Source organism: Mycobacterium sp. 4D054 (assembly GCF_052245755.1).
Taxonomy (GTDB): domain Bacteria; phylum Actinomycetota; class Actinomycetes; order Mycobacteriales; family Mycobacteriaceae; genus Mycobacterium.
Genome location: NZ_JBQQCF010000001.1, coordinates 195,440 through 222,393, shown reverse-complemented (window position 1 = coordinate 222,393; position 26,954 = coordinate 195,440). Strand labels below are relative to the sequence as shown.

Annotated in this window: 25 protein-coding genes; 9 read left to right on the top strand and 16 right to left on the bottom strand. The window is 69.4% G+C overall.

Translation table 11 applies throughout. The features are described from left to right. Window positions 1–13: 13 nt before the first annotated feature. Genes hisH through hisD form a run of 4 tightly spaced genes read right to left on the bottom strand, consistent with a single transcriptional unit; the run spans window position 14 to window position 3,724 of the window. Window positions 14–634 (bottom strand): imidazole glycerol phosphate synthase subunit HisH, encoded by a 621-nt coding sequence (gene hisH, locus ACTWP6_RS01000; RefSeq protein ID WP_443186600.1) that lies wholly within the window; start codon window positions 632–634, stop codon window positions 14–16. Then, window positions 631–1,257 (bottom strand): imidazoleglycerol-phosphate dehydratase HisB, encoded by a 627-nt coding sequence (gene hisB / locus ACTWP6_RS00995; RefSeq protein WP_443186599.1) that lies wholly within the window; start codon window positions 1,255–1,257, stop codon window positions 631–633. Before hisB ends, hisH begins: the two co-directional genes overlap by 4 nt. Further along, on the bottom strand, window positions 1,254–2,369 hold the full coding sequence (locus ACTWP6_RS00990; RefSeq protein ID WP_443186598.1) for a histidinol-phosphate transaminase: 1,116 nt from the start codon (window positions 2,367–2,369) through the stop codon (window positions 1,254–1,256). The genes hisB and ACTWP6_RS00990 overlap by 4 nt, the downstream gene beginning before the upstream one ends. Continuing rightward, on the bottom strand, window positions 2,366–3,724 hold the full coding sequence (gene hisD / locus ACTWP6_RS00985) for a histidinol dehydrogenase (protein WP_443186597.1): 1,359 nt from the start codon (window positions 3,722–3,724) through the stop codon (window positions 2,366–2,368). The genes ACTWP6_RS00990 and hisD overlap by 4 nt, the downstream gene beginning before the upstream one ends. Window positions 3,725–3,760: 36 nt before the next feature. On the opposite strand from hisD, the gene ACTWP6_RS00980 reads away from it, so the two are divergent. Beyond that, on the top strand, window positions 3,761–4,183 hold the full coding sequence (locus ACTWP6_RS00980; RefSeq protein WP_443186596.1) for a nitroreductase family deazaflavin-dependent oxidoreductase: 423 nt from the start codon (window positions 3,761–3,763) through the stop codon (window positions 4,181–4,183). A gap of 23 nt (window positions 4,184–4,206) precedes the next feature. Next, complete coding sequence (locus ACTWP6_RS00975; RefSeq protein ID WP_443186595.1) at window positions 4,207–4,845, top strand: LysE family transporter; 639 nt, start codon at window positions 4,207–4,209, stop codon at window positions 4,843–4,845. 3 nt (window positions 4,846–4,848) lie between these two features. Here ACTWP6_RS00975 and ACTWP6_RS00970 read toward each other — a convergent pair whose 3' ends face one another. From ACTWP6_RS00970 to nadA, 4 genes are read right to left on the bottom strand one after another with little or no spacing between them, the layout of a single operon-like run. Further along, window positions 4,849–5,307, bottom strand: a complete 459-nt coding sequence (locus ACTWP6_RS00970) for a hypothetical protein (protein ID WP_443186594.1) — start codon at window positions 5,305–5,307, stop codon at window positions 4,849–4,851. A 3-nt stretch (window positions 5,308–5,310) separates the two neighbouring features. After that, entirely contained in the window at window positions 5,311–6,168 is an 858-nt protein-coding gene (gene nadC / locus ACTWP6_RS00965) for a carboxylating nicotinate-nucleotide diphosphorylase (protein WP_260752263.1), read from the bottom strand. After that, window positions 6,165–7,736: an L-aspartate oxidase gene (locus ACTWP6_RS00960; protein WP_260752262.1), complete on the bottom strand. Its 1,572-nt coding sequence runs from the start codon at window positions 7,734–7,736 to the stop codon at window positions 6,165–6,167. The genes nadC and ACTWP6_RS00960 overlap by 4 nt, the downstream gene beginning before the upstream one ends. Further along, complete coding sequence (nadA, locus tag ACTWP6_RS00955; RefSeq protein ID WP_260752261.1) at window positions 7,733–8,776, bottom strand: quinolinate synthase NadA; 1,044 nt, start codon at window positions 8,774–8,776, stop codon at window positions 7,733–7,735. The genes ACTWP6_RS00960 and nadA overlap by 4 nt, the downstream gene beginning before the upstream one ends. Before the next feature lie 47 nt (window positions 8,777–8,823). On the opposite strand from nadA, the gene ACTWP6_RS00950 reads away from it, so the two are divergent. Together ACTWP6_RS00950 and ACTWP6_RS00945 are read left to right on the top strand one after the other, a co-directional pair. Then, window positions 8,824–9,528 carry an NUDIX hydrolase gene (locus tag ACTWP6_RS00950; protein ID WP_443186593.1) on the top strand — a complete coding sequence of 235 codons (705 nt, stop codon included), beginning with the start codon at window positions 8,824–8,826 and terminating at the stop codon, window positions 9,526–9,528. 42 nt (window positions 9,529–9,570) lie between these two features. Beyond that, on the top strand, window positions 9,571–10,923 hold the full coding sequence (locus tag ACTWP6_RS00945) for a lipase family protein (protein WP_443186592.1): 1,353 nt from the start codon (window positions 9,571–9,573) through the stop codon (window positions 10,921–10,923). On the opposite strand, the gene ACTWP6_RS00940 is transcribed toward ACTWP6_RS00945, so the two are convergent. The 3 genes from ACTWP6_RS00940 to bioB are packed head-to-tail and all read right to left on the bottom strand — an operon-like array spanning window position 10,859 to window position 12,773. Next, a complete protein-coding gene (locus tag ACTWP6_RS00940; RefSeq protein WP_443186654.1) occupies window positions 10,859–11,470 on the bottom strand; it encodes a DUF2567 domain-containing protein in 612 nt (203 codons plus the stop codon). The two genes, ACTWP6_RS00945 and ACTWP6_RS00940, sit on opposite strands and share 65 nt — an antisense overlap. Window positions 11,471–11,511: 41 nt before the next feature. Beyond that, window positions 11,512–11,748 (bottom strand): biotin synthase auxiliary protein BsaP, encoded by a 237-nt coding sequence (gene bsaP, locus ACTWP6_RS00935; RefSeq protein WP_443186653.1) that lies wholly within the window; start codon window positions 11,746–11,748, stop codon window positions 11,512–11,514. 29 nt (window positions 11,749–11,777) lie between these two features. Next, window positions 11,778–12,773 carry a biotin synthase BioB gene (gene bioB / locus ACTWP6_RS00930; protein ID WP_260752257.1) on the bottom strand — a complete coding sequence of 332 codons (996 nt, stop codon included), beginning with the start codon at window positions 12,771–12,773 and terminating at the stop codon, window positions 11,778–11,780. A gap of 75 nt (window positions 12,774–12,848) precedes the next feature. Here bioB and ACTWP6_RS00925 point away from each other — a divergent pair, with 75 nt between their 5' ends. Next, window positions 12,849–13,454, top strand: a complete 606-nt coding sequence (locus ACTWP6_RS00925) for a TetR/AcrR family transcriptional regulator C-terminal domain-containing protein (RefSeq protein WP_443186591.1) — start codon at window positions 12,849–12,851, stop codon at window positions 13,452–13,454. 34 nt (window positions 13,455–13,488) lie between these two features. Here the strand turns inward: ACTWP6_RS00925 and ACTWP6_RS00920 are convergent, their stop codons facing one another. From ACTWP6_RS00920 to ACTWP6_RS00905, 4 genes are all read right to left on the bottom strand, one after another. Beyond that, the gene (locus ACTWP6_RS00920; RefSeq protein WP_443186590.1) at window positions 13,489–14,010 is read right to left on the bottom strand and encodes a 2'-5' RNA ligase family protein; all 522 of its coding nucleotides are present in this window, start codon (window positions 14,008–14,010) and stop codon (window positions 13,489–13,491) included. After that, a complete protein-coding gene (bioD, locus tag ACTWP6_RS00915) occupies window positions 14,010–14,690 on the bottom strand; it encodes a dethiobiotin synthase (RefSeq protein ID WP_443186589.1) in 681 nt (226 codons plus the stop codon). Before bioD ends, ACTWP6_RS00920 begins: the two co-directional genes overlap by 1 nt. After that, entirely contained in the window at window positions 14,687–15,829 is a 1,143-nt protein-coding gene (locus tag ACTWP6_RS00910; RefSeq protein ID WP_443186588.1) for an 8-amino-7-oxononanoate synthase, read from the bottom strand. The genes bioD and ACTWP6_RS00910 overlap by 4 nt, the downstream gene beginning before the upstream one ends. Before the next feature lie 77 nt (window positions 15,830–15,906). Beyond that, on the bottom strand, window positions 15,907–17,208 hold the full coding sequence (locus tag ACTWP6_RS00905; RefSeq protein WP_443186587.1) for an adenosylmethionine--8-amino-7-oxononanoate transaminase: 1,302 nt from the start codon (window positions 17,206–17,208) through the stop codon (window positions 15,907–15,909). Between the two features lie 23 nt (window positions 17,209–17,231). On the opposite strand from ACTWP6_RS00905, the gene ACTWP6_RS00900 reads away from it, so the two are divergent. The 4 genes from ACTWP6_RS00900 to treZ are packed head-to-tail and all read left to right on the top strand — an operon-like array spanning window position 17,232 to window position 25,596. Then, window positions 17,232–19,427 (top strand): acyltransferase family protein, encoded by a 2,196-nt coding sequence (locus tag ACTWP6_RS00900; RefSeq protein ID WP_443186586.1) that lies wholly within the window; start codon window positions 17,232–17,234, stop codon window positions 19,425–19,427. Then, window positions 19,412–21,574 (top strand): glycogen debranching protein GlgX, encoded by a 2,163-nt coding sequence (glgX, locus tag ACTWP6_RS00895; protein WP_443186585.1) that lies wholly within the window; start codon window positions 19,412–19,414, stop codon window positions 21,572–21,574. The genes ACTWP6_RS00900 and glgX overlap by 16 nt, the downstream gene beginning before the upstream one ends. Window position 21,575: 1 nt before the next feature. After that, a complete protein-coding gene (gene treY, locus ACTWP6_RS00890) occupies window positions 21,576–23,867 on the top strand; it encodes a malto-oligosyltrehalose synthase (RefSeq protein WP_443186584.1) in 2,292 nt (763 codons plus the stop codon). After that, window positions 23,860–25,596, top strand: coding sequence for a malto-oligosyltrehalose trehalohydrolase (treZ, locus tag ACTWP6_RS00885; protein WP_443186583.1), 1,737 nt, complete (start codon window positions 23,860–23,862; stop codon window positions 25,594–25,596). Before treY ends, treZ begins: the two co-directional genes overlap by 8 nt. On the opposite strand, the gene ilvA is transcribed toward treZ, so the two are convergent. Beyond that, window positions 25,584–26,873, bottom strand: a complete 1,290-nt coding sequence (gene ilvA / locus ACTWP6_RS00880) for a threonine ammonia-lyase IlvA (RefSeq protein WP_443186582.1) — start codon at window positions 26,871–26,873, stop codon at window positions 25,584–25,586. The genes treZ and ilvA overlap by 13 nt on opposite strands. Window positions 26,874–26,954: the final 81 nt, after the last annotated feature.

Here is a 26,954-nt window from a genome sequence, read left to right as displayed (position 1 = left end):
CTTTTCACGACGGTCAACTTAGCCCCCCGACCCAGTTCGACAGTAATTCAGCGCCGGCGTCCCCGCTCTTCTCCGGGTGGAACTGCGTAGCAGAGAGCGGGCCGTCCTCGACCGCGGCCAGGAACGGCACATGGTGGGTGGCCCAGGTCACCAGCGCGCTGGGATCGCCCTCCCACTGCTGGGCGGCATAGGAGTGCACGAAGTAGAAGCGCGTGTCGGCGTCCATGCCCTTGAACAGCACGCTGCCCGCGGGGGCGTCGACGACGTTCCAGCCCATGTGCGGGATCACCGGCGCGTCCAGCCGGATCACCGAGCCGGGCCACTGCCCGCACCCGCGCGACTCCACTCCGAACTCCACACCGCGGGCGAACAGGATCTGCATGCCCACGCACACCCCGAGCACCGGACGACCGGCCGACACCCGGTCGGCGATGATCTTCTCGCCGCCGATCCCGCGCAGCCCCGTCATGCATGCCCCGAACGCGCCGACGCCGGGCACCACCAGGCCGTCGGCGTTGGCGGCCGCGTCGGGATCAGCGGTGACCTCGACCTGCGCGCCGATCCGTTCCAACGCGCGCTGCGCGGAGCGCAGATTGCCCGAACCGTAGTCCAGGACGACGAGTTTCTTTGTCACAGGCTGCCTTTGGTTGACGGCACGCCGGTGACACGCGGGTCGTACTCGACAGCCTGACGAAGTGCGCGGGCAACGGCCTTGTACTCGGCCTCGGTGATGTGGTGCGGGTCGCGGCCGTAGAGGGTGCGCACGTGCAGCGCGATGCGGGCGTTGTAGGCCAGCGATTCGAAGACGTGCCGGTTCACCACCGTGTGGTACGGCGCGGCCGAACCGGCGATGGTGAACTGCACCATGTAGTCGGGCTCGCCGGTGTGCACGAAGTACGGGCGGCCCGACACGTCGACCGCCGCGTGGGCCAGGCATTCATCCATCGGAATGAACGCATCACCGAAGCGGCGGATACCCCGCTTGTCGCCCAGCGCCTGCGCGAGCGCCTGACCGAGCACGATCGCGGTGTCCTCGATGGTGTGGTGGCCCTCGATCTCGATGTCGCCGACCGTCTTGATCGTCAGGTCGAAGCTGGCGTGGCTGCCCAGTGAGGTGAGCATATGGTCGAAGAACGGGACGCCGGTGTCGACGCTGACCTGCCCAGTGCCGTCGAGGTCGAGCTCGACGACGATGTCGGACTCTTTGGTCTTGCGCTCGACTCTTGCGCGTCGGGCGGGACGAATCGGTTCGCTCACGGTGCTCCTATTCGGGCGCTGACGGCCAGCAGCGCATCGTTTTCTTCGGCCAGGCCGATGGTGGTGCGCAGGTATCCGGGGATGCCGACGTCGCGGATCAGTACGCCGTCATCCAGATACCGCTGCCAGGTGGCATGGGTGTCGGCGAACTCACCGAAGAGCACGAAGTTCGCGTCGCTGGGAATCACCCGGAAACCCATGCCCGTCAACGCCTCGGACACCCGTTCGCGTTCCGCGATCAGCGCCGCGACACTGCCCAGGGTGTCGTCGGCGTGGCGCAGCGCTGCGCGCGCGGCGGCCTGGGTGATCGACGACAGATGATACGGCAGGCGCACCAGCAGCATCGCGTCGATCACGGCCGGGGCGGCCACCAGGTAGCCGAGCCGGCCGCCGGCGAACGCGAACGCCTTGCTCATGGTGCGGCTGACGACAAGCTTGGTCGGATAGGACTCGATCAGCCGGATCGCGCTGGGCTGCGAGGAGAATTCGCCGTAGGCCTCGTCGACGATCATGATGCCGCCGGTCATCTCGTCGAGTAACAGCACCAGGTCCTCGAGCGAAACACTCTGTCCCGACGGGTTGTTGGGGCTGGTGACGAACACGACGTCGGGGTGGTGCTCCTTGATCGCGGTCGCGGCGGTCGCGGCGTCGAGGCCGAAGTCATCGCCGCGGTGGGCCACCAGCCACCGGGTTTGGGTGCCGTCGGAGATGATCGGGTGCATCGAGTACGACGGCACGAAACCGATCGCGCTGCGGCCCGGCCCACCGAAGGCCTGCAGCAGCTGCTGCAGGATCTCGTTGGAACCGTTTGCGGCCCAAACGTTCTCGACGCCGACCGGGTTGCCGGTCTTGGCGGTCAGGTAGGCGGCGAGGTCGGTGCGCAGGGCGAGGGCGTCGCGGTCGGGATAGCGGTGCAGTTCGGCTGCCACCGCCCGCACCGACTCGGCCACGTCGTCGACCAGGGCCTGCGTCGGCGGGTGCGGGTTCTCGTTGGTGTTCAGCCGCACCGGAACACAGAGCTGCGGAGCGCCGTAGGGCGACTTCCCGCGCAGGTCGTCGCGCAGCGGCAGATCGTCGAGGGAGATCGCTGCGCCGGGGACCGGATTCGTCACCGTTCGAACCTCCGCCGCACGGCTTCGCCGTGGCTCGGCAGGTTCTCGGCCTGCGCCAGCGTGATCACGTGACCGGACACGTCTTTGAGCGCCGCCTCGGTGTAGTCCACCACGTGGATGCCACGCAGGAACGTCTGCACCGACAGTCCGCTGGAATGCCGCGCGCAGCCGGCGGTGGGCAGCACATGGTTCGACCCGGCGCAGTAGTCACCCAGACTCACCGGTGCGTACGGCCCGACGAAGATCGCGCCGGCAGAACGGATTCTGCTTGCGACGCCGGCGGCCTCGACGGTCTGGATCTCGAGGTGCTCGGCGGCGTAGGCGTTCACGGCGCGCACCCCGGCGTCGAGGTCGTCGACCAACACGATCGCCGACTGCTGCCCGCTCAGCGCCGCGGTGACCCGTCGGCGGTGCACGGTGGTCTCCAGCTGCACCGCCACCTCACGGTCGGTGGCATCGGCCAGCTCAGTGCTGTCGGTGACCAGCACGCTGGCGGCCATCTCGTCGTGTTCGGCCTGGCTGATCAGGTCCGCCGCAACGTGCACCGGATCGGCGGTGTGATCGGCCAGGATCGCGATCTCGGTGGGACCGGCTTCGGCGTCGATACCGACCTGTGAACGGCAGATGCGCTTGGCGGCGGTGACGTAGATGTTGCCGGGCCCGGTGATCATGTCCACCGGCGCCAGTTCGGTCTGCCCGTCGGTGTCCGTGCCGCCGTAGGCCAGCAGCGCGACGGCCTGGGCGCCGCCGACGGCCCACACCTCCTCGACGCCGAGCAGCGCGGCCGCGGCCAGGATCGTCGGGTGCGGCAGCCCGGTGAACGGCTCGGTGTTCCCCGCCTGGGGTGGGCTCGCGATCACCAGGGAGTCCACCCCCGCGGTCTGCGCCGGGACGACGTTCATCACGACGCTGGACGGATAGACGGCGTTGCCGCCGGGCACGTAGAGCCCGACCCGTTCGACCGGTACCCAGCGCTCGGTCACGGTGGCGCCCGGGGCGAGTGTGGTCGTGGTGTCGGTGCGGCGCTGATCGGCGTGCACGGCGCGGGCCCGCTCGATCGCGACCTCCAGCGCGGCACGGACATCGGAATCGAGCACGGTGAGCGCCGTGGCGAGTTTGCCCTGCGGCACCCGCACCCGATCGGGACGGACGCCGTCGAAGGAGGCGCCGTATTCGAGTGCGGCGTCGGTTCCGCGCGCGGCGACCGCGTCGACGATGGGCCTGACCTTGGGGACGACGGTGTCGACGTCGACACCGCCGCGCGGCAGTGCCGAGCGCAGGCGGGCCGCCGACAATGTCGTGCCGCGCAGATCGATGCGCCGCAGGAGCCCTGGCGATACATTCACGCTGACCATTGTCCCAGAGCTGCACAAATCGGTATCGGAGGCGTCATGTCCGAGCGGACCCCCAAAAACACCCACCCGAACAACGCGCCCGGCGTGCCGATGATCTTCCCGCCGTGGTTCGAGAAACTGCAGATCAAGTACATCAACCCGTTGTTGCGGCCGCTGTCGAAGAGGATGCCGGGACTCGGTGTGATCAAGCACCGAGGCCGCACCTCGGGTACGGACTACGAGACGATCGTCACGCCGTACCGCAAGGGCTCGGTGCTCGCGATCGGGCTGGCGCACGGCAAGACGAACTGGGTCAAAAACGTGCTGGCAGCCGGGGAGGCCGACATCCAGATCGGCCGCAGCTCACTGCACCTGGTCCGGCCGCGGGTGTTGCCGGCCGGCACCGAGGATCCGACGCTGCCCCGGGTGGCGCAGATGCTGGCGAAACGGTCGGGGGTTTTCGTCGCCGATATCGCTTGACCGGACCTGCCACACTCGATCCCATGACGTGGCAGATGTGGCTGGCGTTCGTCGGCGCGGCGGTCGCGATCGCGGTGTCGCCGGGTGCCGGGGCTGTTCAGTCGATGGCCACCGGCATGGCGCACGGCGTCAAGCGAGGCTATTGGAGCATCGCCGGCCTCGAGGTGGGCCTGATGCTGCAACTGACCCTGGTCGCGATCGGCCTCGGCGCGGCGGTGGCCAACTCGGTCCTCGCCTTCACCGTCATCAAGTGGATCGGGGTCGCATACCTGATCTATCTGGCGGTGCGGCAGTGGCGCAGTGCGGCCGTCGACCTGAGCGCGCAGGTGGACCGAGCGGTCCCGGGCGGACGCAGGTCGCTGCTGGTGCGGGGCTTTTTGGTCAACGCGACCAACCCGAAGGGTCTGCTGTTCTTTCTCGCCGTCATGCCGCAGTTCGTGGTGCCGACCGCGCCGCTGCTGCCGCAGTACATCGCGATCGGCGTGACGATGGTCGCCGTCGACATGGTGGTGATGGGCCTCTACAGCGGACTGGCCGTGCGCCTGCTGGCCTGGCTGCGCACCCCGCGTCAGCAGACCCTGCTCAACCGGGTGTTCTCCGGGCTGTTCGCCGGCGCCGCCGTAGTGCTGTCGCTGCTGCGGCGCGGGCCGGCGCCGGCCTGACCGCTATCGGCAGCGGCCGCTGATCGCGGTGCTGGCCGCCTCGGCGTCCTGCAGCCGCGCCGCCTGCGCCGGATCGTCGTTCGGCACACCTGCGGTGGCCGCGGCGCCGATGTCCATCAACTGGTCGGCGAACCGGCGCACCTCCACAGCCAGGTCGCCGGGGGTCGCCGGGTCCAGCCGCGCCAGCAGGTACTGCCCGCCGTCGAACAGCGACACCCGGGCGTTGGCCGCGGCCGCCAGCGCGCCGGCGATGTCGTCCGGCGCTTCGACGTTGGTGTTGGTCGCGACGCCGGTACGCACGGTGTGGAACGCCGCGCAGATCCCCGCCGTGGCCTCGGCGCGCTGCTGGTCGGTGTAGTCGGGACCGGATTCGACGGTGCGCAGCAGTGCCCACACCGCGACCCCCAGAGCCAGCACCGCAGTGGTGAGCGCGAACATCGCGACGGCCGGCGACACCTTCATGGTCTACAGATCCAACCCGAGATCGAGCACCCGCACCGAGTGGGTCAGCGCGCCGACCGCCAGGTAATCCACGCCGGTGCCGGCGTAGTCGGCGGCGTTCTCCAAGGCCAGACCGCCCGAGGACTCCAGCTTGGTGCGCGGTGAGCGTGCGTCACGGCGCTGCACCGCGATCTGTGTCTGCCACACCGGGAAATTGTCGAGCAGCACCAGTTCCACATCCTCGGCGAGCACCTCGTCGAGCTGCTCCAGCGAGTCCACCTCCACCTCACACGGCAGATCCGGTGCCGCCGAACGTACTTGGCGCAGCGCAGCGACGACCGAACCGGCGGCGGCGACGTGATTGTCCTTGATCAACGCGGCGTCGCCCAGGCCCAGCCGGTGATTGGTGCCGCCGCCCACCCGTACCGCATACTTCTGCAGCGCCCGCAGGCCGGGCAGCGTCTTGCGGGTGTCGCGGATCTGCGCTCTGGTGCCGGACACCGCCTCGACCCAGGCCGCCGTGGCGGTCGCGACGCCGGACAGATGGCACACCAGGTTCAGCATCGTGCGCTCCGCTGTGAGCAGGCCCTGCGTGGGCCCCTCCACGGCGAGCGCGACCTCGCCGGAGTCCAGCCGGGTGCCGTCGGTGACCCGGTGTTTTACCTGGTACCCGCCGGCGCCGAGCACTTCGTCGAGCACCAGCAGCGCCAGGTCGAGGCCGGCAACCACACCAGGTTCGCGGGGCACCATCGACGCGGTGGTGCGCGCCTCGCCGGGCACGGTGGCCAGTGTCGTCACGTCGGGTCCGTAGCGCAGGTCCTCGTCGAGCGCGCGCACGATCACGGCGCGAGCCTCGGTGAGCTCGGTGTCGGTGAGCGTCATCGGCATCCCACCGCCACCGCGGCCCGGGCCGCCCCGCCTACCGAGGCGACCGCCTCCGGATCCGGGTCGGGGAAGTCCGAACGGTGGTGGCAGCCAAGGGTTTCGGCGCGCGCCAGGGCCGAGGCCGCCACCGCGCCGGCGACCGCGGTCAACGCCGCGTCCTCGAAGTCCGCCCGCGACCGAAGCGCGCGCGGCGTCGCCGTATCGAGCCGGCGGATCAGCTCCCTCAGCCCGTCACCGTGGCGCACCACCGACGCGTGCCGGGTCATCACCCGCTGCAGCTCGGCGCGCGCCAGGACGGGCCGGATGGCCGGGGCGGGATCCATCACCCGGCTGGGCCCGACCGCCTCGGCGTGGGTGGCCGCCGCCTGACCGGCGCGCCCGCCGACGACCAACCCCTCCAGCAGGCTGTTGGAGGCGAGCCGATTGGCGCCGTGCATGCCGGTGCGAGCGACCTCGCCGGCGGCGAAGAGCCCTGGGAGTTGCGTGCGCCCCTGCACGTCGGTGACCACGCCGCCGCAGCTGTAATGGGCACCGGGCACCACCGGGATCGGCTGCCGGACCGGATCGACTCCCGCCTGCAGGCACGCCCGGTAGACGGTCGGGAACCGCGTCGTGACATCGGCCACCTCCCGCGCGTCGAGATAGACACACGGATTTCCAGTCTCGGACAACCGCGCCTCGATTGCCGCCGTCACCACGTCACGCGGCGCCAGGTCCCCCATCGGGTGCACCCCTGCTGTCACTGAACGCCCCCGGGCGTCAATCAGTTTCGCCCCTTCGCCGCGCAGGGCCTCGGTGATCAGCGGACGCCGACCACCGCCCGGGCCGGTGTAGAGCATGGTCGGATGGAACTGGATGAACTCGAGGTCGGCGACCGGCACGCCGGCCCACAGGGCGAGCGCGACGCCGTCACCGGTCGAGCCGTCGGGGTTCGTGGTGGCCGAGTACAGGTGCCCCAGACCGCCCGTCGCAAGAATCACCGACGGCGCGTACACGACGCCGAACCCGTCGGGGCTGAGCACCGACACCCCGGCCACCGCGTTGTCGTCGACCACCAGGTCCAACGCGACGTGGTTGCGACGGATGTCCAGTGTCGAGGCCGCGTAGTCGAGCGCACGCTGCACCTCGGCACCCGTGGCGTCGCCTCCCGAGTGGATGATGCGCCGCCGGGTGTGGCCGCCCTCGCGGGTCAGCGCCCACCGCCCGGGGGTCGTCTCGTCGAAACGGGCGCCGGCATCCACCAGGTCGGAGACCGCGCGAGAGCCGTCGGCGACGATCGAGCGGACCGTTTCGGGATCACACAGCCCGGCGCCGGCGGCCAGCGTGTCGGCCACGTGGGCGTCGACCGAGTCGCCGTCTGCCCGCAGGGCGTCGGGGAGGACGACCGCGATCCCGCCCTGGGCGTAGAAGGTGGCTGTCTCACCGGCCTTGCTCAGGAGCACAACCTTGCGGCCGCGGCGGTGCGCCGCCAGTGCGGCGGCGAGCCCGGCAACCCCGGTGCCGACGATGACGACGTCGGCGCGCTGGCGCCACACGCCTGCCCCGCCGCACCCCGGCGCGGTCATTCCCCGCCGCCGGGCTGCCCGATCTCGATCATCCGTTGCACACTGGCGCGCGCCAGCCGGGCGGTGTCGAGATCGACATGGACCTCGTCGGCCCCCTCGACCAGGCAGCGCAGCATCGCAGCGGGGGTGATCATCTTCATGTACCGGCACGACGCACGGTCGTTGACGGCCTTGAAGTCGACGTCGGGTGCGGCGCGCCGCAACTGGTGCAGCATGCCGACCTCGGTGGCCACCAGCACCTGGCGGGCCCCGGTCTCGCGGGCGGCGTCGAGCATGCCACCGGTGGACAGGATCTTGACCCGATCCTCGGGGAAGGCGCCCTCGCCGGCGAGGTAGAGAGCCGAAGTGGCGCAACCACATTCAGGATGGACGAACAGCTCGGCATCGGGATGGCTGCGCGCCTGGTCGGCAAGTTCGTCACCGTTGATACCGGCGTGCACATGGCATTCGCCGGCCCACACGTGCAGGTTCTTGCGGCCGGTCATCCGCCGGACGTGCGCGCCGAGGAACTGGTCGGGGCAGAACAGCACCTCGCGCTCCTCGGGAATCGAGGCCACGACCTCGACGGCGTTCGAAGACGTGCAGCAGATGTCGGTCTCGGCCTTCACCGCGGCGGTGGTGTTGACGTAGGACACCACCACCGCACCGGGGTGCTCGGCCTTCCACGCCCGCAGTTCCTCGGCGGTGATCGAGTCGGCCAGCGAGCACCCGGCCCGCTGATCCGGGATCAACACCGTCTTCTCCGGCGAGAGGATCTTGGCCGTCTCGGCCATGAAATGGACGCCGGCGAACACGATGGTGTCCTCGGGGGCCTCCGCGGCGATCCGCGACAGCGCGAGCGAATCGCCCACGTGGTCGGCGACGTCCTGGATTGCGGGCAGCTGGTAGTTGTGCGCGAGCAGCGTCGCGCCCCGCAGATCGAGGAGACGGCGCACTTCGGCGGCCCACGCCTCGTCCCCGTCGACGCCCGAGAAACCGTCCGGGCCGTCCACGATGCGGTCCGTCAGTTCCGCGTCAAGCCTTCCAGCGAGCACCGTCATCGCTGACTCCTTCACGTCATCGAGGTTTTCGACTTACAATCGAAAACATGGCTCATACTAGCACCGAGCACGAGGTACTCGCCGCGGTGTTCCAGGTCCGGCAAGGTCAATCACCGGCCACCAGCGGCAAACCCGCACTTCACGTGCTGCTGTGGGAACGTGGCCTGGGTCCGGAGAAGGGCCGCTGGGCGTTACCCGGTGGCCGCCTCGGCCCGGACGAGGACCTGACGAGTTCGGTTCGGCGTCAGCTCGCCGAGAAGGTGGATCTGCGTGAGCTGGCCCACCTGGAGCAGCTGGCCGTCTTCTCCGAACCGCAGCGCGTCCCCGGGCCGCGCACCATCGCCTCGACGTTCCTCGGCCTCGTACCCTCCCCCGCCACACCCGAGCTACCGCCGGACACCCGCTGGCACCCGGTCAGCGATCTGCCCGCAACGGCGTTCGACCACGGTCCGATGGTGGCGCACGCACACAACCGGCTGGTCGCCAAGCTGTCCTACACGAACATCGGATTCGCCTTGGCGCCAGCGGAGTTCGCGTTGTCGACGCTCCGTGACATCTACAGCGCGGCACTCGGGCACCCGGTCGACGCGACAAACTTGCAACGCGTGCTGGAGCGCCGCCGGGTGATCACCCGCACCGGCACCACGGCCCGCTCCGGGCGCAGCGGCGGTCGCCCGGCCTCCCTCTACCGGTTCACCGACTCGCGATACCGCGTCACCGACGAGTTCGCCGCGTTGCGTCCGCCCGGGTGAGTCGACTGGCTTCTTAAGGCCTTCTTAAGTAAGAATGCCTAAATGGACGTGGGCAATGTGGCACGGTCGACCGACGCTGAATGGATCGGCCAACCGGTTCATGAACCACTCCAGCCCAGGTCCCGGCCGACGATCCCGGCCGAGGATCCTTTCTACGAACCCCTGCAGGGCTTCGAACACGCCCGGCCCGGCACAGTGCTGCGTTCCCGCGACGTCGAGCTCGCGTTTCTCGGGGTGATACCTCAGAAATTCCACGCCACCCAGCTGCTCTACCGCACCACCGACCTCAACGGCGAGCCGCAGGCCACGGTGACGACCGTGGTGGCCCCGGCCGAGCGGACCTCCGAACGCCCCATGCCTATCGTGTCCTACCAGTGCGCCATCGACGCCGTGGCGGGACGATGTTTCCCGTCCTACGCGCTGCGGCGCGGCGCCAAGGCCATCGGCTCCGTCGCGCAGTTCGAGTTCCTGCTCGTCGCCGCCGCACTCGCCGAGGGGTGGGCGGTGTCGGTTCCCGACCACGAGGGCACCGCCGGCATGTGGGGCGCCCCGTTCGAGCCCGGCTACCACGTGCTCGACGGGGTCCGCGCGGCCGTCAACCACGCGCCGTTGGGGCTGTCCCAGGACGCCCCTGTGGGCCTGTGGGGCTACTCCGGTGGCGGACTGGCGTCGGCGTGGGCCGCCGAGGTCCAGGACAGCTACGCCCCCGACCTCAACGTGGTCGGCGCCGTCCTGGGCTCACCGGTCGGAGACCTCGGACACGCATTCCGCCGCCTCAACGGCAGCATCTACTCGGGGCTGCCGGCCATGGTGGTGGCCGCGCTCACCCACATCTATCCCGACCTGAACCGCATTATCCAGCAGCACGCCACCGAGGACGGCAAGGCGATGCTCGCCCGCATCGAGAAGATGACCACCGCCCACGCCATGCTCAGCCTCGCCGGCAAGGACATGGCCCACATGATCGACCGTCCGCTCGAGGAGATCCTCCTCTCGCCCGAAGTCCAGCACGTGTTCGACAGCATCAAACTCGGCACCGCGGCGCCGAAGGTCCCGGTGCTGATCGTTCAGGCCGTCCACGACCGGATCATCTCGGTCGACGACATCGACGAGCTGACCGAGACCTACACCAGGGGCGGCGCGAGCGTCACCTACCATCGCGACGCACTCAGCGAACACCTGCTGCTGCACCCGATGTCGGCGCCGATGACTCTGCGCTGGTTGCGTGATCGCTTCGCCGGGCGGCCGTTGCGCACGCACATCTCGCGCACCAAGTGGCCGACGCTGCTGAACCCGTCGACCTACCGCGGCATGCTGACCCTCGGCAAGATCACGGCGCAGGTGATGTTGGGACGACGGGTGGAACGTCAGCCCCTGTCCCGGTTCGACCAGTAGTTCCGACCGGATATTCGACCGGCGGCCACGCTCCGAGATCGTCGCGCGGGGTGGCCACCGCGGCCAGCAGGTACACGATCGCGGCGACCGCCGCGGGATAGAGCAGCGTCACCGCGATCTGCAGCGGTGAGTGGCCGAAGAACACCGCCGGAGCTTCGGTGATGTAGTGCACCCGCTGCTGCTCGGAGACCGGCGCGGCGGCGAGGTCGATGCCGCCGTAGCGCAGATGCGCGAGCAGCGCGCCGACGCCGGTGGTGGTCGCCGCCGCGGCGACAGCACCGACCGCCAGGGCCGCGACCATGGCCGGTCCGCGATGCGCCCGCCACTGCCACACCAGCACCGCCGCCACGACGGCGAGCACCGAGAGCATGCCGACCACGAGGGCGGCCGAGGTGAACCAGTGGTCGGACTCGGCACCGAGCGGGGCCTTGATCCGGTCGCCGCTGCGGGTCAACGCGATCACCCCGTGGATCGGCGGTGCCAGCCAGGCCCACAGCGCGCCGACGACGATCCCGGACGCGGCGAGCCCCGCCACGACGGTCAGCATCGCCCGGGTACGGGAGACCGCCGGCGCGGCGGCCTGACCGGTCACCGGTACCGGTCCAGGTCGGTGGAGTCCACCAGCCCGTGCCGCGAGCATTTGGCCCACCAGCCGTCGGGGCGAACCTGAACGATCATCCGGCGGCCGCACGCGGCGCAGAACCGCGGCGGCTCCAGGCCCAGCTGGGCCGCGGTGGGGACCGCGCTGCCCGCCTGGGCGCCGGTGTAGACGTTGAACACGCCCGCGCCGACCGGCGTGGGGAGCTCTGTGCTGTCGGTGACCATCACCTGATCGGTTCTACCGTGCCGTCGGACTACAGCGTCGCGTTGAGCGCCTTGATCGGCATCTGCAGGTCGTCGAGCAGCTGGAGATCGGCCTCGGCGGGCCGGCCGAGCGTGGTCAGGTAATTGCCGACGATGACGGCGTTGATGCCGCCCAGGATGCCCTGCTTGGCGCCGAGGTCGCCCAGGGTGATCTCGCGACCACCGGCGAACCGCAGCATGGTGCGCGGCAGCGCCAGCCGGAACGCCGCGACGGCCTTGAGCGCCTCGGTGGCAGGCAGCACCTCGAGGTCACCGAACGGGGTGCCCGGCCGCGGGTTGAGGAAGTTCAGCGGGACCTCGTGGGGGTCGAGCTCGGCCAGGTTGGCGGCGAACTCGGCGCGCTGTTCGAGGGTCTCCCCCATGCCGAGGATGCCGCCGCAGCACACCTCCATGCCGGCTTCACGCACCATTTGCAGTGTGTCCCAACGCTCTTCCCAGGAGTGGGTGGTCACCACGTTGGTGAAGAACGACCGCGCGGTCTCGAGGTTGTGGTTGTAGCGGTGCACGCCCATTGCCGAGAGCCGCTCGACCTGGTCCTGAGTGAGCATGCCCAGCGAGCACGCGATCTGGATGTCGACCTCGTTGCGGATCGCCTCGATGCCGGCGGCGACCTGAGCGAGCAGCCGCTCATCGGGACCGCGGACGGCGGCGACGATGCAGAACTCGGTGGCCCCGGTCTTGGCGGTCTGCTTGGCGGCTTCGACCAGGCTCGGGATGTCGAGCCAGGCGCTGCGCACCGGCGAGGCGAAAAGGCCCGACTGCGAACAGAAGTGGCAGTCCTCGGGGCAGCCGCCGGTCTTGAGGCTGATGATGCCCTCGACCTCGACGTCGGGGCCGCACCACGCCATCCGCACCTCGTGGGCCAGGGCCAGCAGGTCGTCGAGTCGGTCATCCGGCAGCTGGAGCACCTGCAGCGTCTGGTCCTGATCGAGGCCTTCGCCGCGCTCCAGGACCTGCTCACGTGCCACTGCCAGAATGTCGGTCACCGAAAGTCCTCCGTCTGAATGTTGAACACGTCGGCCGGGCCGACAGTTGAACACCGTTCAGGTTAGGGTATCGCCGTGCAGCTCCACAAACGGGACGTGGTCGACGCGGCGACGTCACTGCTGGACGAGTACGGGATCGCCGACCTGTCGATGCGGCGGCTGGCCCGTGAGCTCAACGTCTCCCCCGGCGCGCTCTACTGGCACTTCGCCGACAAGCAGCAGCTTCTCGGCGCGGTGGCCGACCGGATCCTGCATCCTGTCGGTGAGGTCGGCGGTGACTGGCGCACGCGCGTCAGTACCGCGTGCGCACAGCTGCGCGACGCCCTGCTCTCTCACACCGACGGGGCGGAGCTGGTGTCGGCCAGCTTCGCGGCCGGCCGGTCCGATGCCATGACGCAACTGCTGGGCCGTCTCGCCGACGCGACGGCTGAGGCGGGCGTCGGCCCCGACCACGCCGAACTGGCCGCCCGCACGGTCCTCTACTACGTGCTGGGCTTCACCGTCGATGAACAGTCGCGCCTGCAGTGGGATGCCGTCGGGGCCGATGTGGTCGAGACCGTGTGGACCGAGGATCCCAGCGCCCGATTCAAGTTCGGCCTGCACCTGCTCCTCGACGGCATCGAGACGAATACCGCCGCGGGAACGAGGCTGACCCGGTATGGCGCGGACACGCCTTCCTGACTCAGGCCGCGGGGCTGAGCCGCCCGGCCCGCTCTCAGATGCGATGCTCGACGCGGTCGTCACCGTTCCAGCGCCGCAGACCGACCGCGGTCGCCTCGATGTCTCGGGAGAGCGCGCGCAGCGCGAAGACTGCGGGTAGCCGCTCGACGGGTACCCGACGCGCCAACGTGACATGGGGTGTCCATCGGCCCGGATCGGAGTGCGGCAGCACACCTTCGGAGGCGTGCGGCAGGCATACCCGGTGAACCTCGGCGTGCAGGCCGAGTAGTTCCCGGCTCGGCACCAGCAGGCGCACCAGCGTGACGGTGCGTCCGCCGCCGAAGACCATCGGCGCACCGATCACACAGCTCAGCGGGAACGCGCGGAGCAGCGGGCGCAGCGCATCGTCGGCACCGGCGTCGATCTTGGTGGCGACGGTCAGTGTCACATGTGGCCGGTTTGTCGGCGAGCGGTGTCCGGACAAGCTGCGAACCCCGTTGCGGGCCAGCTCATCCCAGACTTCGCGCACCGCAACCTCGGTCCCGGCGTCGAACAGCAGCTCGACGGAGTGCACCATCAGGCCACCAGGCTCTCCACCCAAATCCGGCCGAACGCGTCGACGCTCAGACGCTCGAAATCCGCGGGTCCGAGCGACCCGGCACCGGCGGGCAAGGCCGCGCGGACAGGGCCCAGACGGGCCAGCGCGTCGCGGTTGTCGATCTCGGCGACACCGGGTCGGGCCGGCCACGCGCCGATCACCAGGCCGGCGCTCGGAATCTGCCGGTGCGACAAGGCTTCCAGCGTCAGGACGGTGTGGTTCAGCGTGCCCAGACCCGGTGCCACCACGGTCAGCACCGGTGCGCCGAGGTCGGCGGCGACGTCGCGCAGCGTAGTCCCGTCGGCACCGATCTCCACCAGCAGTCCGCCCGCGCCCTCGACCAGGGTGAGCCGGCCCGGACGGTCCGCGGCGGCGACGAGGTCCAGGATCTGAGAGCGGGTGGGCAGTTCGGCGCCGACCCGCTGCGCGGCAGCCAGCGGCGCGAGAGGTTCGGGGAACTTCGCCAGTGAATGCAGTTCGCCGATTCCGGCGAGTCGAGCCACCTCGGCGAGGTCGTCGTCGCCGTCCTGGGTGCCGGTCTGCACCGGTTTACACACCGCGACCTCGATACCGGCCAGGCGCGCGTGACACGCCAGCGCAGCGGTGGCGACCGTCTTACCGATGCCGGTCCCGGTTCCGGTGACGACCAGGACGCTCATCGGGCGCCCAGCACATGGGTGAGGACGTCGCGGGCCAGGGCCATCTCGTCGTCGGTCAGCGATGCGCGTGCGGTCAACCGCAGCCGGGAGGTACCCGCGGGCACCGTCGGGGGGCGGAAGCAACCGACACGTACCCCGTGGTCGAGACAGGCGGCGGCCGCGCCGAAGGCGACCTCCGGCTCGCCGAGGATCACCGACACCACGGCCGAGGTGGGCACCTCCGGCACACCACAGAGTGTGGCGAGCGTCGCGGCGTGGTCGAGGACTCGTTGGGCCCGCCAGGGTTCCTCGATCAGCACCTGAAGCGCGGCGTGGGCGGCGCCGACCGCGGCGGGTGCCAGGCCGGTGTCGAAGATGAAGGGCCGGGCCGCGTCGATGAGGTGCGCGCGCACCGCGGCGGGACCCAGCACCACCCCGCCCTGACTACCCAGCGCCTTCGACAGCGTGGTGGTCATCACGATGTCGGGCGCACCTGCCAATCCGACCTCGTCGATGAGCCCGCGACCGCCCGCGCCGCGGACACCGAGCCCGTGCGCCTCGTCCACGATCAGCAGCGCGCCGTGCCGCCGGCAGGCGGCGTGCAGTGCGCGCAGCGGCGCGAGGTCGCCGTCGGCGGAGAACACCGAATCGGTGACCACGACGGCGCGCTCCTCGGAGCGGTCGGCCAGCGCCTGCTCGACGGCGGCGGGGTCGTTGTGCGGTGTGACCTTGACGCGGGCCCGTGACAGCCGGCAGGCGTCCACCAGTGAGGCGTGGGTCAACGCGTCGGAGACGAGCAGCGAGCCGGGACCCGACAGGGCGACAACGGCACCCAGGTTGGCGGTGTACCCGGCGGAGAACACCAGCGCGGACTCGGCGCCGACGAACCTCGCGAGCGCGTCCTCGAATTCCTCGTGCAGCTCGGTGTTGCCGGTCACCAGCCGGGAGCCGGTCGAACCGGCGCCCCAGGTGCGCAACGCCGCGACACCGCCGTCGATGACGCGGGGGTGCTGGGAGAAACCGAGGTAGTCGTTGGAGGCCAGGTCCAGTTCGGCGCCCACCGGTGGACGGGTGCGAAGGGAGCGCCGCAGTCCGGCGGCACGCCGCTGCACCTCGACCTCGTCGAGCCAGGCCAACGGCGAAAGGTCTACCCGTGTCACGGTGCTCCTCGGGGGCAATTGAACACGCCGGCGGGCCGGCAATTGAACACGCCGGCGGGCCGGCAATTGAACACCGTTCAGGTTAGTGCACGCGCGACCTCGACCATCGCCGAGGTGATCTGCGCGATCTCCGCGGGGGTGCAGATGTAGGGCGGCATCACGTAGATCAGGTTGCGGAACGGCCGGAGCCAGACTCCGTGCTCGATCGCCACCGGGGTGGCTACCGCCAGGTCCACCGGCCGGTCGAGCTCGATCACGCCGATCGCGCCGAGTACGCGGACGTCGGCGACGTGGGCAAGCGCCGCCGCCGGCGCGAGGCCTTCGCGCAGTCCTTCCTCTATACCGCGCACCTGCGCCTGCCAGTCCGTGGACAGCAACAACTCCACCGACGCCACGCTCACCGCGCAGGCCAGCGCGTTCGCCATGAACGTCGGGCCGTGCATCAGCGCCCCCGGCGGGTTGGTGCTGATGGTCTCGGCGACGTCGCGGGTGCACAGGGTGGCGGCCAGCGTCAGGTATCCGCCGGTCAGAGCCTTGCCCACGCACATGATGTCCGGGCACACCCCCGCGTGATCCGCGGCGAACATCGCGCCGGTCCTGCCGAAGCCGGTGGCGATCTCGTCGAAGATCAGCAGCACGCCGTGCTCATCGCACAGGCGGCGCAGCTCCGCCAGGTAGCGGGGGTCGTGGAACCGCATCCCGCCGGCGCCCTGCACGACGGGTTCGACGATGACCGCCGCGAGTTCGTGCGCGTGGGCGGCGAGCTGCGCGGCGAACGCGTCGACGTAGTCGGGGTCGTAGCCGGCGGGCACCGGCGGAGCGAACACCTGGTCGGCGAGCAGCGAGTTCTGCCCCGTCCACAGCTCGTGCATGCCGCCCTGCGGGTCACACACACTCATCGGAGTGAAGGTGTCACCGTGATAGCCGCCGCGCCAGGTCATCAACCGGCTCTTGCCGACGTGACCGGTACTGCGCCAGTACTGCAGCGCCATCTTGACCGCCACCTCGACCGACACCGACCCGGAGTCGCTGAAGAAGACGGTCTCCAGGGCCGCCGGGGTGATGTCGACCAGCAGTTGGGCCAGCCGCGCAGCGGGTTCGTGGGTCAATCCCCCGAACATCACGTGGTTCATCGTCGCGAGTTGCCGGGTGATCGCCGCATCCAGCACGGGGTGGCCGTGCCCGTGCACCGCCGTCCACCACGAGGCCATCGCGTCGAGAACCCGGACCTCACGGCCCTGATGGACCAGCGTCAACCACGCTCCGCGGGCGCCTACCGCGACCACCGGTGCGAGCGCGTCGGCGCCGATGGGGCTGTACGGATGCCAGATGTGAGCGGCGTCAATGGCGCTGATCTCGATAGGCGTCAACGCAGGCACCTTCGGTAGATTAGCCGTCGACCATGATGACCCTCGCCCCCGCCCGGCCGGCGCCCCCCACCGCCCCGGGCCCGAATCAGGCTGCGCGCACGGCGCGCGGCTCCGGCATGGGCACCCGCAACTCAGGCTTCTACCGGCACGACCTGGACGGTCTGCGCGGGGTCGCCATCGCCCTGGTGGCGGTGTTCCACGTGTGGTTCGGGCGGGTCTCCGGCGGCGTCGACGTGTTCCTCGTTTTGTCCGGCTTCTTCTTCGGTGGCCGGCTGCTACGCGGAGCGCTGACGCCGGGGGTGTCGCTGCGTCCGGTGCCCGAGGTCACCCGGCTGGTCCGGCGGTTGCTGCCCGCCCTGGTCGTGGTGCTGGCGGTGTCGGCGGTGCTGACCATCCTGATCCAGCCCTCCACCCGGTGGGAGACCTTCGCCGACCAGAGCCTGGCCAGCCTCGGCTACTACCAGAACTGGGAGCTGGCCCGCACGGCCTCGGACTACCTGCGCGCCGGCGAGACGGTCAGCCCGCTGCAGCACATCTGGTCGATGTCTGTGCAGGGCCAGTTCTACATCGCGTTCCTTGCGCTGATCATGGTGTCGGCGTGGGTGTTTCGGCGGCTGTTCGGCCGGCATGCACGGGCCGCGTTCGTCGTGCTGCTCATCGCGCTGATCGTCGCGTCGTTCGTGTACGCGATCCACGCGCACACCGCCGACCAGGCCACGGCCTATTACGACAGCGTCGCGCGCGCCTGGGAACTGCTACTCGGGGCGCTGATCGGTGCGGTGGTGCCCTACGTGCGCTGCCCGATGTGGCTGCGCACGCTGCTGGCGGTCGTCGCCCTCGGCGCGATCCTGTCCTGCGGCGCGCTGATCGACGGGGTACGCGAGTTCCCCGGGCCGTGGGCTCTGGTGCCGGTCGGGGCGACCGTGCTGTTCATCCTCACCGCCGCCAACCGATACGCCGATCCGCACACCGAGGGCCGTATCCCGGCGCCGAACCGACTGCTGGCCTCGAAACCGTTCGTGGCACTGGGCGCGATGGCCTACTCGCTGTACCTGTGGCACTGGCCGCTGCTGATCTTCTACCTGGCCCAGACGGGCGGTTCGCGGGTCACCTTCCTTGAGGGTGCAGGCATCCTGGCGGTCTCGGGTGTGCTCGCGTGGCTGACCACCCGCTTCGTCGAGGAGCCCCTGCGTGCCCGCGGTACGGCGGCGGCCACCGCGCCGATCACCAAGGTCCCGTTCACGGCGCGGCTGCGCCGCCCGACGATCGTGCTGGGCTCCACCGTCGCACTGCTCGGCGTGGCGCTCACGGCGACGTCGTTCACCTGGCGTGAGCACGTCACGGTGTTACGCGCCCACGGCGAGGAACTGGCCGCGCTGCCGCTGCGGGACTACCCGGGAGCACTGGCGCTGGTCAACAACGCCCGCGTGCCGACCCTGCCGATGCGTCCGACGGCACTGGAGGCCAAAAACGACATCCCGCAATCCACCCTGGACGGGTGCATCAGCGACTTCGACAACGTCGGCGTCATCAACTGCACCTACGGTGACCCGTCGGCCTCCCGGACCATCGCGTTGGCCGGCGGCTCGCACGCCGAGCACTGGATCACCGCGCTGGACCTGCTGGGGCGTACCCACCACTTCAAGGTCGTCACCTACTTGAAGATGGGCTGCCCGCTGACGACAGAGGAAATGCCCCTGGTGATGGGCAACAACGATCCCTATCCCAAGTGCCGCCAGTGGAACGACCGGGTGCTGCCGAAGATCATCGCCAACAAGCCGGATTTCGTGTTCACCACGTCCACCCGGCCGTGGAACATCAAACCGGGCGACGTGATGCCATCGAGCTATCTCGGTATCTGGAAAGCGTTCTCGCAACACAAGATTCCGGTTCTGGCCATGCGTGACACCCCGTGGATGGTGCGGGACGGTGAACCGTTCTTCCCGTCGGACTGCCTCGCCGACGGCGGCGACGCCGTGTCGTGCGGCATCGAGCGCTCCGAAGTACTGTCGGATCGCAACCCGACGCTGGACTATGTCAAACGCTTTCCGCTGCTCAAGCCGCTCGACATGAGCGATGCGGTGTGTCGCGCCGACTACTGCCGGGCTGTGGAGGGCAACGTCTTGCTGTATCACGACGCGCACCACATCTCGTCGACGTACATGCGCACGATGACCGCCGAACTCGGCCGCCAGATCGCCGCCGCCACCGGATGGTGGTCCGACTGATGGCCTCGGCCGAGGGTTCGTCTGTCTACGCGGTCTGGCCCGGAAGCCCGTACCCGCTCGGCGCCACCTACGACGGTGCCGGAACCAACTTCTCGCTGTTCTCGGGAGTCGCCGAACGGGTCGAACTGTGCCTGATCGGCAAGGACGGCAGCGAAGAGCGGGTGAACCTCGACGAGGTCGACGGGTACGTCTGGCACTGCTACCTGCCCACCATCACCCCGGGCCAGCGGTACGGGTTCCGGGTATACGGCCCGTGGGATCCCGGCGCCGGACACCGGTGCGATCCGAGCAAGCTGCTGCTTGACCCGTACGGCAAGTCGTTCCACGGCGACTTCCGGTTCTCGCAGGCGCTGTACTCGTTCGATCTGGAGGCCGACGACCCAGCCAGCGGCGGAGTCCCCCCGCGCATCGACTCACTCGGTCACACCATGACCAGCGTGGTGATCAACCCGTTCTTCCAGTGGGGTTCGGACCGGCCGCCGCGCACCCCCTACCACGAGACCGTGATCTACGAAGCGCACGTCAAGGGGATGACGCAAACACATCCCGGGGTTCCCGACGAACTGCGCGGCACCTACGCCGGCCTCGCCCACCCGGCGATCATCGACCACCTGAAGTCACTGAACGTCACCGCGATCGAACTGATGCCGGTGCACCAGTTCATGCATGACCACCGACTGCTCGATCTCGGACTGCGAAACTACTGGGGTTACAACACCTTCGGGTTCTTCGCCCCGCACAACCAGTACGCCGCCACCCGCAGCGCCGGCGGTGCGGTGGCCGAGTTCAAGACCATGGTGCGCGCGTTCCACGAAGCCGGGATCGAGGTGATCCTCGACGTGGTCTACAACCACACCGCCGAAGGCAATCATCTCGGGCCGACGGTCAACTTCCGCGGAATCGACAATGCCGCGTACTACCGTCTGCTCGACGGCGACCTGCGCTACTACAAGGACTTCACCGGCACCGGTAACAGCCTCAACGCCCGGCACCCGCACACCCTGCAGTTGATCATGGATTCCCTGCGGTACTGGGTGCTGGACATGCACGTCGACGGGTTCCGCTTCGACCTGGCCTCCACGCTCGCCCGCGAATTCTACGACGTCGACCGCCTCTCGGCGTTCTTCGACATCATCCAGCAGGACCCGGTGATCAGTCAGGTCAAGTTGATCGCCGAGCCGTGGGACGTCGGCGAAGGCGGCTATCAGGTCGGTAATTTCCCAGGTTTGTGGACCGAATGGAACGGGAAGTATCGCGACACTGTGCGTGATTACTGGCGGGGAGAGCCCGCAACCCTAGGAGAGTTCGCGTCCCGGCTGACCGGGTCGTCGGACCTGTACGAGGCCACCGGCCGACGGCCAAGTGCCAGCATCAATTTCGTCACCTGCCACGACGGGTTCACCCTCAACGACCTCGTGTCCTACAACGAGAAGCACAACGAGGCCAACGGTGAGGACAACCGCGACGGGGAGAGCCACAACCGCTCGTGGAACTGCGGAGTCGAAGGCCCGACCGACGACCCGGAGATCCTCGCGCTGCGCGGTAAGCAGATGCGCAACATCCTGGCCACGCTGATGTTGTCGCAGGGCACCCCGATGCTCGCGCACGGCGACGAGATGGGCCGCACCCAGCAGGGCAACAACAATGTGTACTGCCAGGACTCCGAGCTGTCCTGGATGGACTGGTCGCTGTGTGAGAAAAACGCCGACCTGCTGGAATTCACCCGCAAGGTGATCAAGTTCCGCACCGACCACCCGGTGTTCCGCCGCCGCCGGTTCTTCGAGGGCAAACCGCTGCGCACCGGGGAACAGATCCGCGACATTGCGTGGCTGAACCCGTCGGGCTCCGAGATGACCCAGCAAGACTGGGGCTCGGGCTTCGAGTGCGTGTCGGTGTTCCTCAACGGCGACGCGATCCCGGCGCCCGACGAGCGTGGCGAGCGGGTCGCCGACGATTCGTTCCTGCTGTGCTTCAACGCCCACGACCAGGCGCTGGAGTTCGTGGTACCCGGCGGCGACTACGCCAACGAGTGGGCCGGCGCGATCGACACCGCCGACCCGCAGGGCGTGAGCACGCTGGAAGTGGTTGCCGGGCAGACGGTCTCAGTGGAACCGCGCTCGCTTCTCGTCCTGCGTAAGACGGCCTGACATGGCCGTGCTCTCGACCTACCGGCTGCAGATGCGCGGACCGGCCAGCGGCGAGGCGTTCACCTTCGCCGAAGCCGAGAACCTCGTCGACTACCTTGCCGACCTCGGGGTCTCCCACCTGTACCTGTCACCGATCCTGACGGCCGGAGAAGGCTCCACCCACGGATACGACGTGACCGACCCGACGACGATCTCCGCCGAACTCGGTGGCGCCGAAGGGTTCGAACGCCTGGTGCAGCGGGCGCGTGCGGCAGGGCTCGGGGTCGTGGTTGACATCGTGCCCAACCACGTCGGCGTGGAGGTACCCGAGCAGAACGCGTGGTGGTGGGATCTGCTGACCCACGGCCGCGAATCGCAGTACAGCTCCTACTTCGACATCGACTGGACCTTGGACCCCGACGGCCGAATCGTGTTGCCGGTGCTCGGATCCGACGACGACGTCGCGGATCTGACCGTCGACGGCGGCGTGCTGCGCCTCGGTGACCGGACCTGGCCGATCGCACCGGGCACCGGCAACGGCACGGGTGCGCAGGTACACGACCGGCAGCACTACAAGCTGACCGGCTGGCGCAACAACGTGTGCGGCTACCGTCGGTTCTTCTCGATCACCTCGCTGGCCGGACTGCGCCAGGAGGACCGTGCGGTCTTCGACGCCACGCACGCCGAGGTCAAGCGGTGGTTCGATGAAGGCCTGGTCGACGGAATCCGTATCGATCATCCGGATGGATTGTCCGATCCCGCAGGTTATCTCGACTGGCTACGGGAGCTGGCCGGACCGCAGGCATGGATCGTGATCGAGAAGATCCTCGCGGTCGACGAGGCGCTGGACACTGCGCTGCCCGTCGCGGGGACCACCGGCTACGACGCATTGCGCGAGAGCGGCGGGGTGTTCATCGACCCGTCCGGGGCGCAGGCGCTGACCGAACTGGTCGAGTCTGCGGGGGTGGACCACGCCGCGGCTCACGCACACGCGCGTGCACTGAAGGTGCAGGCCGTCACGGTCACGCTCGCCAGTGAGCTCGCCCGGCTGCGCCGGACCGTCGCCGCCGCCGTGGGCCGCGACCACGACCGCCTGCCCGAGTCGATCGCCGCGCTGCTCAGCCACGTCGGCGTCTACCGGTCCGACTACCGGGCGCTGTCGGGCGTGCTGCCGCTGGCCATCGCCGAAACCGCCTCCGCCCAACCAGATCTGGCCGAGCCGCTGGCGCTGCTCGCCACCGCACTGCCCCATCGCGAGGTCGAGGTGCGGCTGCAGCAGCTCTGCGGCGCCGCCACCGCGAAGTCGATGGAGGACTGCTTGTTCTACCGCGACGCCCGGCTGGTGTCGCTCAACGAGGTCGGGGGCGAGCCGGACCGTTTCGGGGTCAGTGTCGCCGAGTTCCACCAGCGCGCTTCGGTGCGCGCCGCGCTGTGGCCGCAGGCCATGACGACGCTGACCACCCACGACACCAAACGCGGCGAAGACGTCCGCGCCCGCATCGGGGTGCTGTCCCAGGTGCCGTCGCTGTGGTCCGAACTCGTGCAGGGCTGGCAGCGCAGTGCTCCCCCGCCGGACCCGGTGACCGGCCTTTTCCTGTGGCAGAACGTCTTCGGAGTCTGGCCCGCCGACGGCAACGTCACGGACTCGTTGCGGCAACGCCTGCACGGTTACACGGAGAAGGCGATCCGCGAGGCAGCGCTGCACACGTCGTGGAACGATCCCGACGAATCGTTCGAACGTGCCGTACACGACTGGTTGGACACCGTCATCGACGGTCCGATCGGGCTCGAGATGAGTGCACTGGTGGCCCGCCTCGACATCCACGGCCGCAACGACGCCCTGGGCCAGAAGCTGATCGCGCTGACCGCCCCCGGCATCCCGGACGTCTATCAGGGCACCGAGCTGTGGGAGGACAGCCTCGTCGATCCGGACAACCGGCGTCCGGTGGACTATGACGCCCGGCGTCAGGCGCTGGCCGCCGGAGACCATCCGAAGATCCGGGTGGTGCGCGCGGCCCTGCGCCTGCGCCGCGAACGCCCCGAAACGTTCCTGTCCGGCCGGTACCGCCCGTTGCTCGCCGACGGAGGCGCCGCAGAGCACGTCGTCTCCTTCCAGCGCGGCGACGACGTCGTGGTTGCGGCCGGCCGCTGGACGGCACGCCTGGAGGAGACCGGTTGGGGCGACACCGCCCTGACACTTCCCGACGGGACCTGGACCGACCGCCTGACCGGCGCAACGCACCGGGGCTCAGTGCCCGCCGCGACGTTGTTCACCGCCCTTCCCGTGGCTCTGCTGGTGCGTGACGATGCCTGACCACGAATTCCGCGTGTGGGCGCCGCGTCCCGAACGGGTGCAGCTCGACGTCGACGGCACGCTGCACCCGATGCGCCGCGGCGAGGACGGTTGGTGGCGCGCCGTCGTCGACGCCGCCCAGGATGCGCGGTACGGCTTCGTGCTCGACGACGACCCCAAGGTGCTGCCCGATCCTCGCTCCCCCCGGCAACCCGACGGGGTGCACGAACGCTCACAGCTGTGGCGGTCCGCTCCCGACGCGCCCAGCGATGCCGGATGGCAGGGCCGCGCGATCGAAGGCGCGGTGATCTACGAGTTGCACGTCGGCACCTTCACCCCCGAAGGCACCTTCGACTCGGCGATCAGCAGACTGGACCACCTGGTCGATCTCGGTGTCGACTTCGTCGAGCTCATGCCGGTCAACGCTTTCGGCGGCACCCACGGCTGGGGCTACGACGGCGTGCTGTGGTACGCGGTGCACGAGCCCTACGGCGGTCCTGACGGCCTGATCCGCTTCATCGACGCCTGCCATGCCCGCGGGCTGGGGGTGCTGATCGACGCGGTGTTCAACCATCTCGGCCCCTCCGGCAACTACCTACCCAAATTCGGGCCATACCTGTCGAGCGGCTCCAACCCGTGGGGCGAGTCGATCAACATCGCCGACGCCGGGGCCGACGAGGTGAGGCGCTACATTCTGGACTGCGCGCTGCGCTGGATGCGCGAATTCCACGCCGACGGACTGCGGCTGGACGCCGTGCACGCGCTCGTCGACACCACCGCGATCCACATCCTCGAGGAGCTGTCAGCCGAAACCGACGCTCTGGCAGCTGAACTCGGCCGGCCGCTGTCGCTGGTGGCCGAGAGCGACATGAACGACCCGCGGTTGATCACCCCGCGTGACCGGGGCGGCCTGGGCATGACCGCGCAGTGGGACGACGACATCCACCACGCGATCCACACCGCGGTGTCCGGCGAGCGTCAGGGCTACTACGGTGACTTCGGCAGCCTGGAGACACTGGCCCAGACGCTGCGGCACGGGTATTTCCACGCCGGCACCTTCTCGTCGTTCCGCCGTCGCCGGCACGGCCGGCCGCTCGACACCTCCGAGATCCCGGCCACCCGCCTGCTGGCCTACACACTCACCCACGACCAGGTGGGCAACCGGGCGATCGGCGACCGGCCGTCGCAGAACCTGACCACCGGACAGCTGGCCGTCAAGGCTGCCCTCGCGCTGGGATCCCCCTACACCGCAATGCTTTTCATGGGCGAGGAATGGGGGTCTTCGTCACCGTTCCAGTTCTTCAGCTCGCATCCCGAGCCCGAGCTGGCGCGGGCGACCGCCGAGGGCCGCAAGCGGGAGTTCGCCGAACACGGTTGGGACGCCGACGAAATCCCGGATCCTCAGGATCCGGCGACCTTCGAGCGGTCGAAGCTGAAGTGGGACGAGCGCGGCACCGGCGAGCACGCGCGCCTGCTGGAGTTCTACCGCGGACTGATCGCGCTGCGGCACCGTGAACCCGACATGGCCGACCCGTGGCTGGACCATCTGGATATCGACTATGACGAGGCCGCCCGCTGGTTCGTGATGCATCGCGGAGCGCTCGCGGTGGTGTGCAACCTCGGAGCGGACCCCGTCGAGGTCCCGGCGGCGGGCGAGGTCGTGCTGGCCTGGGAGGAACCCGCGATCGAGGACGGCCGCACCCGTATCGGGGGGCACTCGGTCGCAGTGCTCCGGCGTCAGGTCAGGTAACGGTAGGTCGGCGACCCCGGCTCCAGGAGTTCGACGTGGCATTCCGAGGCGTTCATCCGCGCCAGCAGACCCTCCAGGTCTGACGCCGAGGCCATCTCGATGCCGACCAGCGCCTCACCGGTCTCGCGGTTGTTGCGCTTGACGTACTCGAACAGGGTGATGTCGTCGTTCGGTCCGAGCACCTCGTCGAGGAACCTGCGCAGCGCGCCCGGCTCCTGCGGGAAGTCGACCAGGAAGTAGTGCTTGAGACCGAGATGAACCAGCGAGCGTTCCAGCACCTCACCGTAGCGGGACACGTCGTTGTTGCCGCCGGAGATCAGGCACACCACCGTGGACCCCGGCTGAATGTCGGCATCCATCAGCGCCGCCACCGACAGCGCGCCGGCGGGTTCGGCGATGATCCCCTCGTTCTGGTACAGATCGAGCATGGCGGTGCACACCGCACCCTCGTCGACCGTGGTGATCGAGACCATGTCGCCGGCGGCTGACAGCGCCTGGAAGGGTCGGGCGCCGATCCGGGCGACGGCCGCGCCGTCGACGAACTGGTCGACCTCCGGCAGCGTGACCGGTTCGCCCTTGGCCAGCGCAGCGACCAGCGACGCCGCTCCGGCGGGTTCGACACCGAGCACCGACGTCGTCGCGGTGCACTCGGCCAGATAGGTGGTGATGCCGCCGATGCAGCCACCGCCGCCGACCGGCACGACCACCAGATCCGGTTCGGCGCCGAGCTGATCGAGGATCTCCACCGCGATCGTGCCCTGACCGGCCATCGTGCGTAGATCGTCGTACGGCGGCACCAGCGTGGCGCCGGTACGCGCGACGTCGTCGAGGGCCGCCTGGGCGGCGAGATCGTAGGTCTTGCCGCCGACGATCAACTCGATGAACTCGCCGCCGTGGTAGAGGATCCGGTTGCGTTTCTGCTTCGGGGTCTTGGCGGGGACGTACACGCGGCCGCGCACCCCCATCGACCGGCAGGCCAGCGCGAAGCCCTGCGCGTGGTTGCCGGCCGAGGAACACACCACACCGGCGGCCTTCTCTTCGGCGCTCAGCTGCATGAGCAGGTTGTAGGCACCGCGCAGCTTGTAGGAGCGGACCGCCTGCAGGTCCTCGCGCTTGAGGTACACCTGCGCCCCGGTCAGCGCCGACAGTCGGTCACTGAGCTGCAGCGGCGTCTGGGACACGACGCCCGAAATTCGCTTGGCGGCCTCGTCGATGTCCGCGGCGCGCAACGGCGCGGCGGGATCGATACGGGGACTGCTGCTCAGCTCTGCGGACACCGGATAATGGTGCCACCGCACCCCGTCCCGGGGAAAATGCGCCGCGTCGATCCGCTAGCCGAGCTAACGAAATAAGCCGCT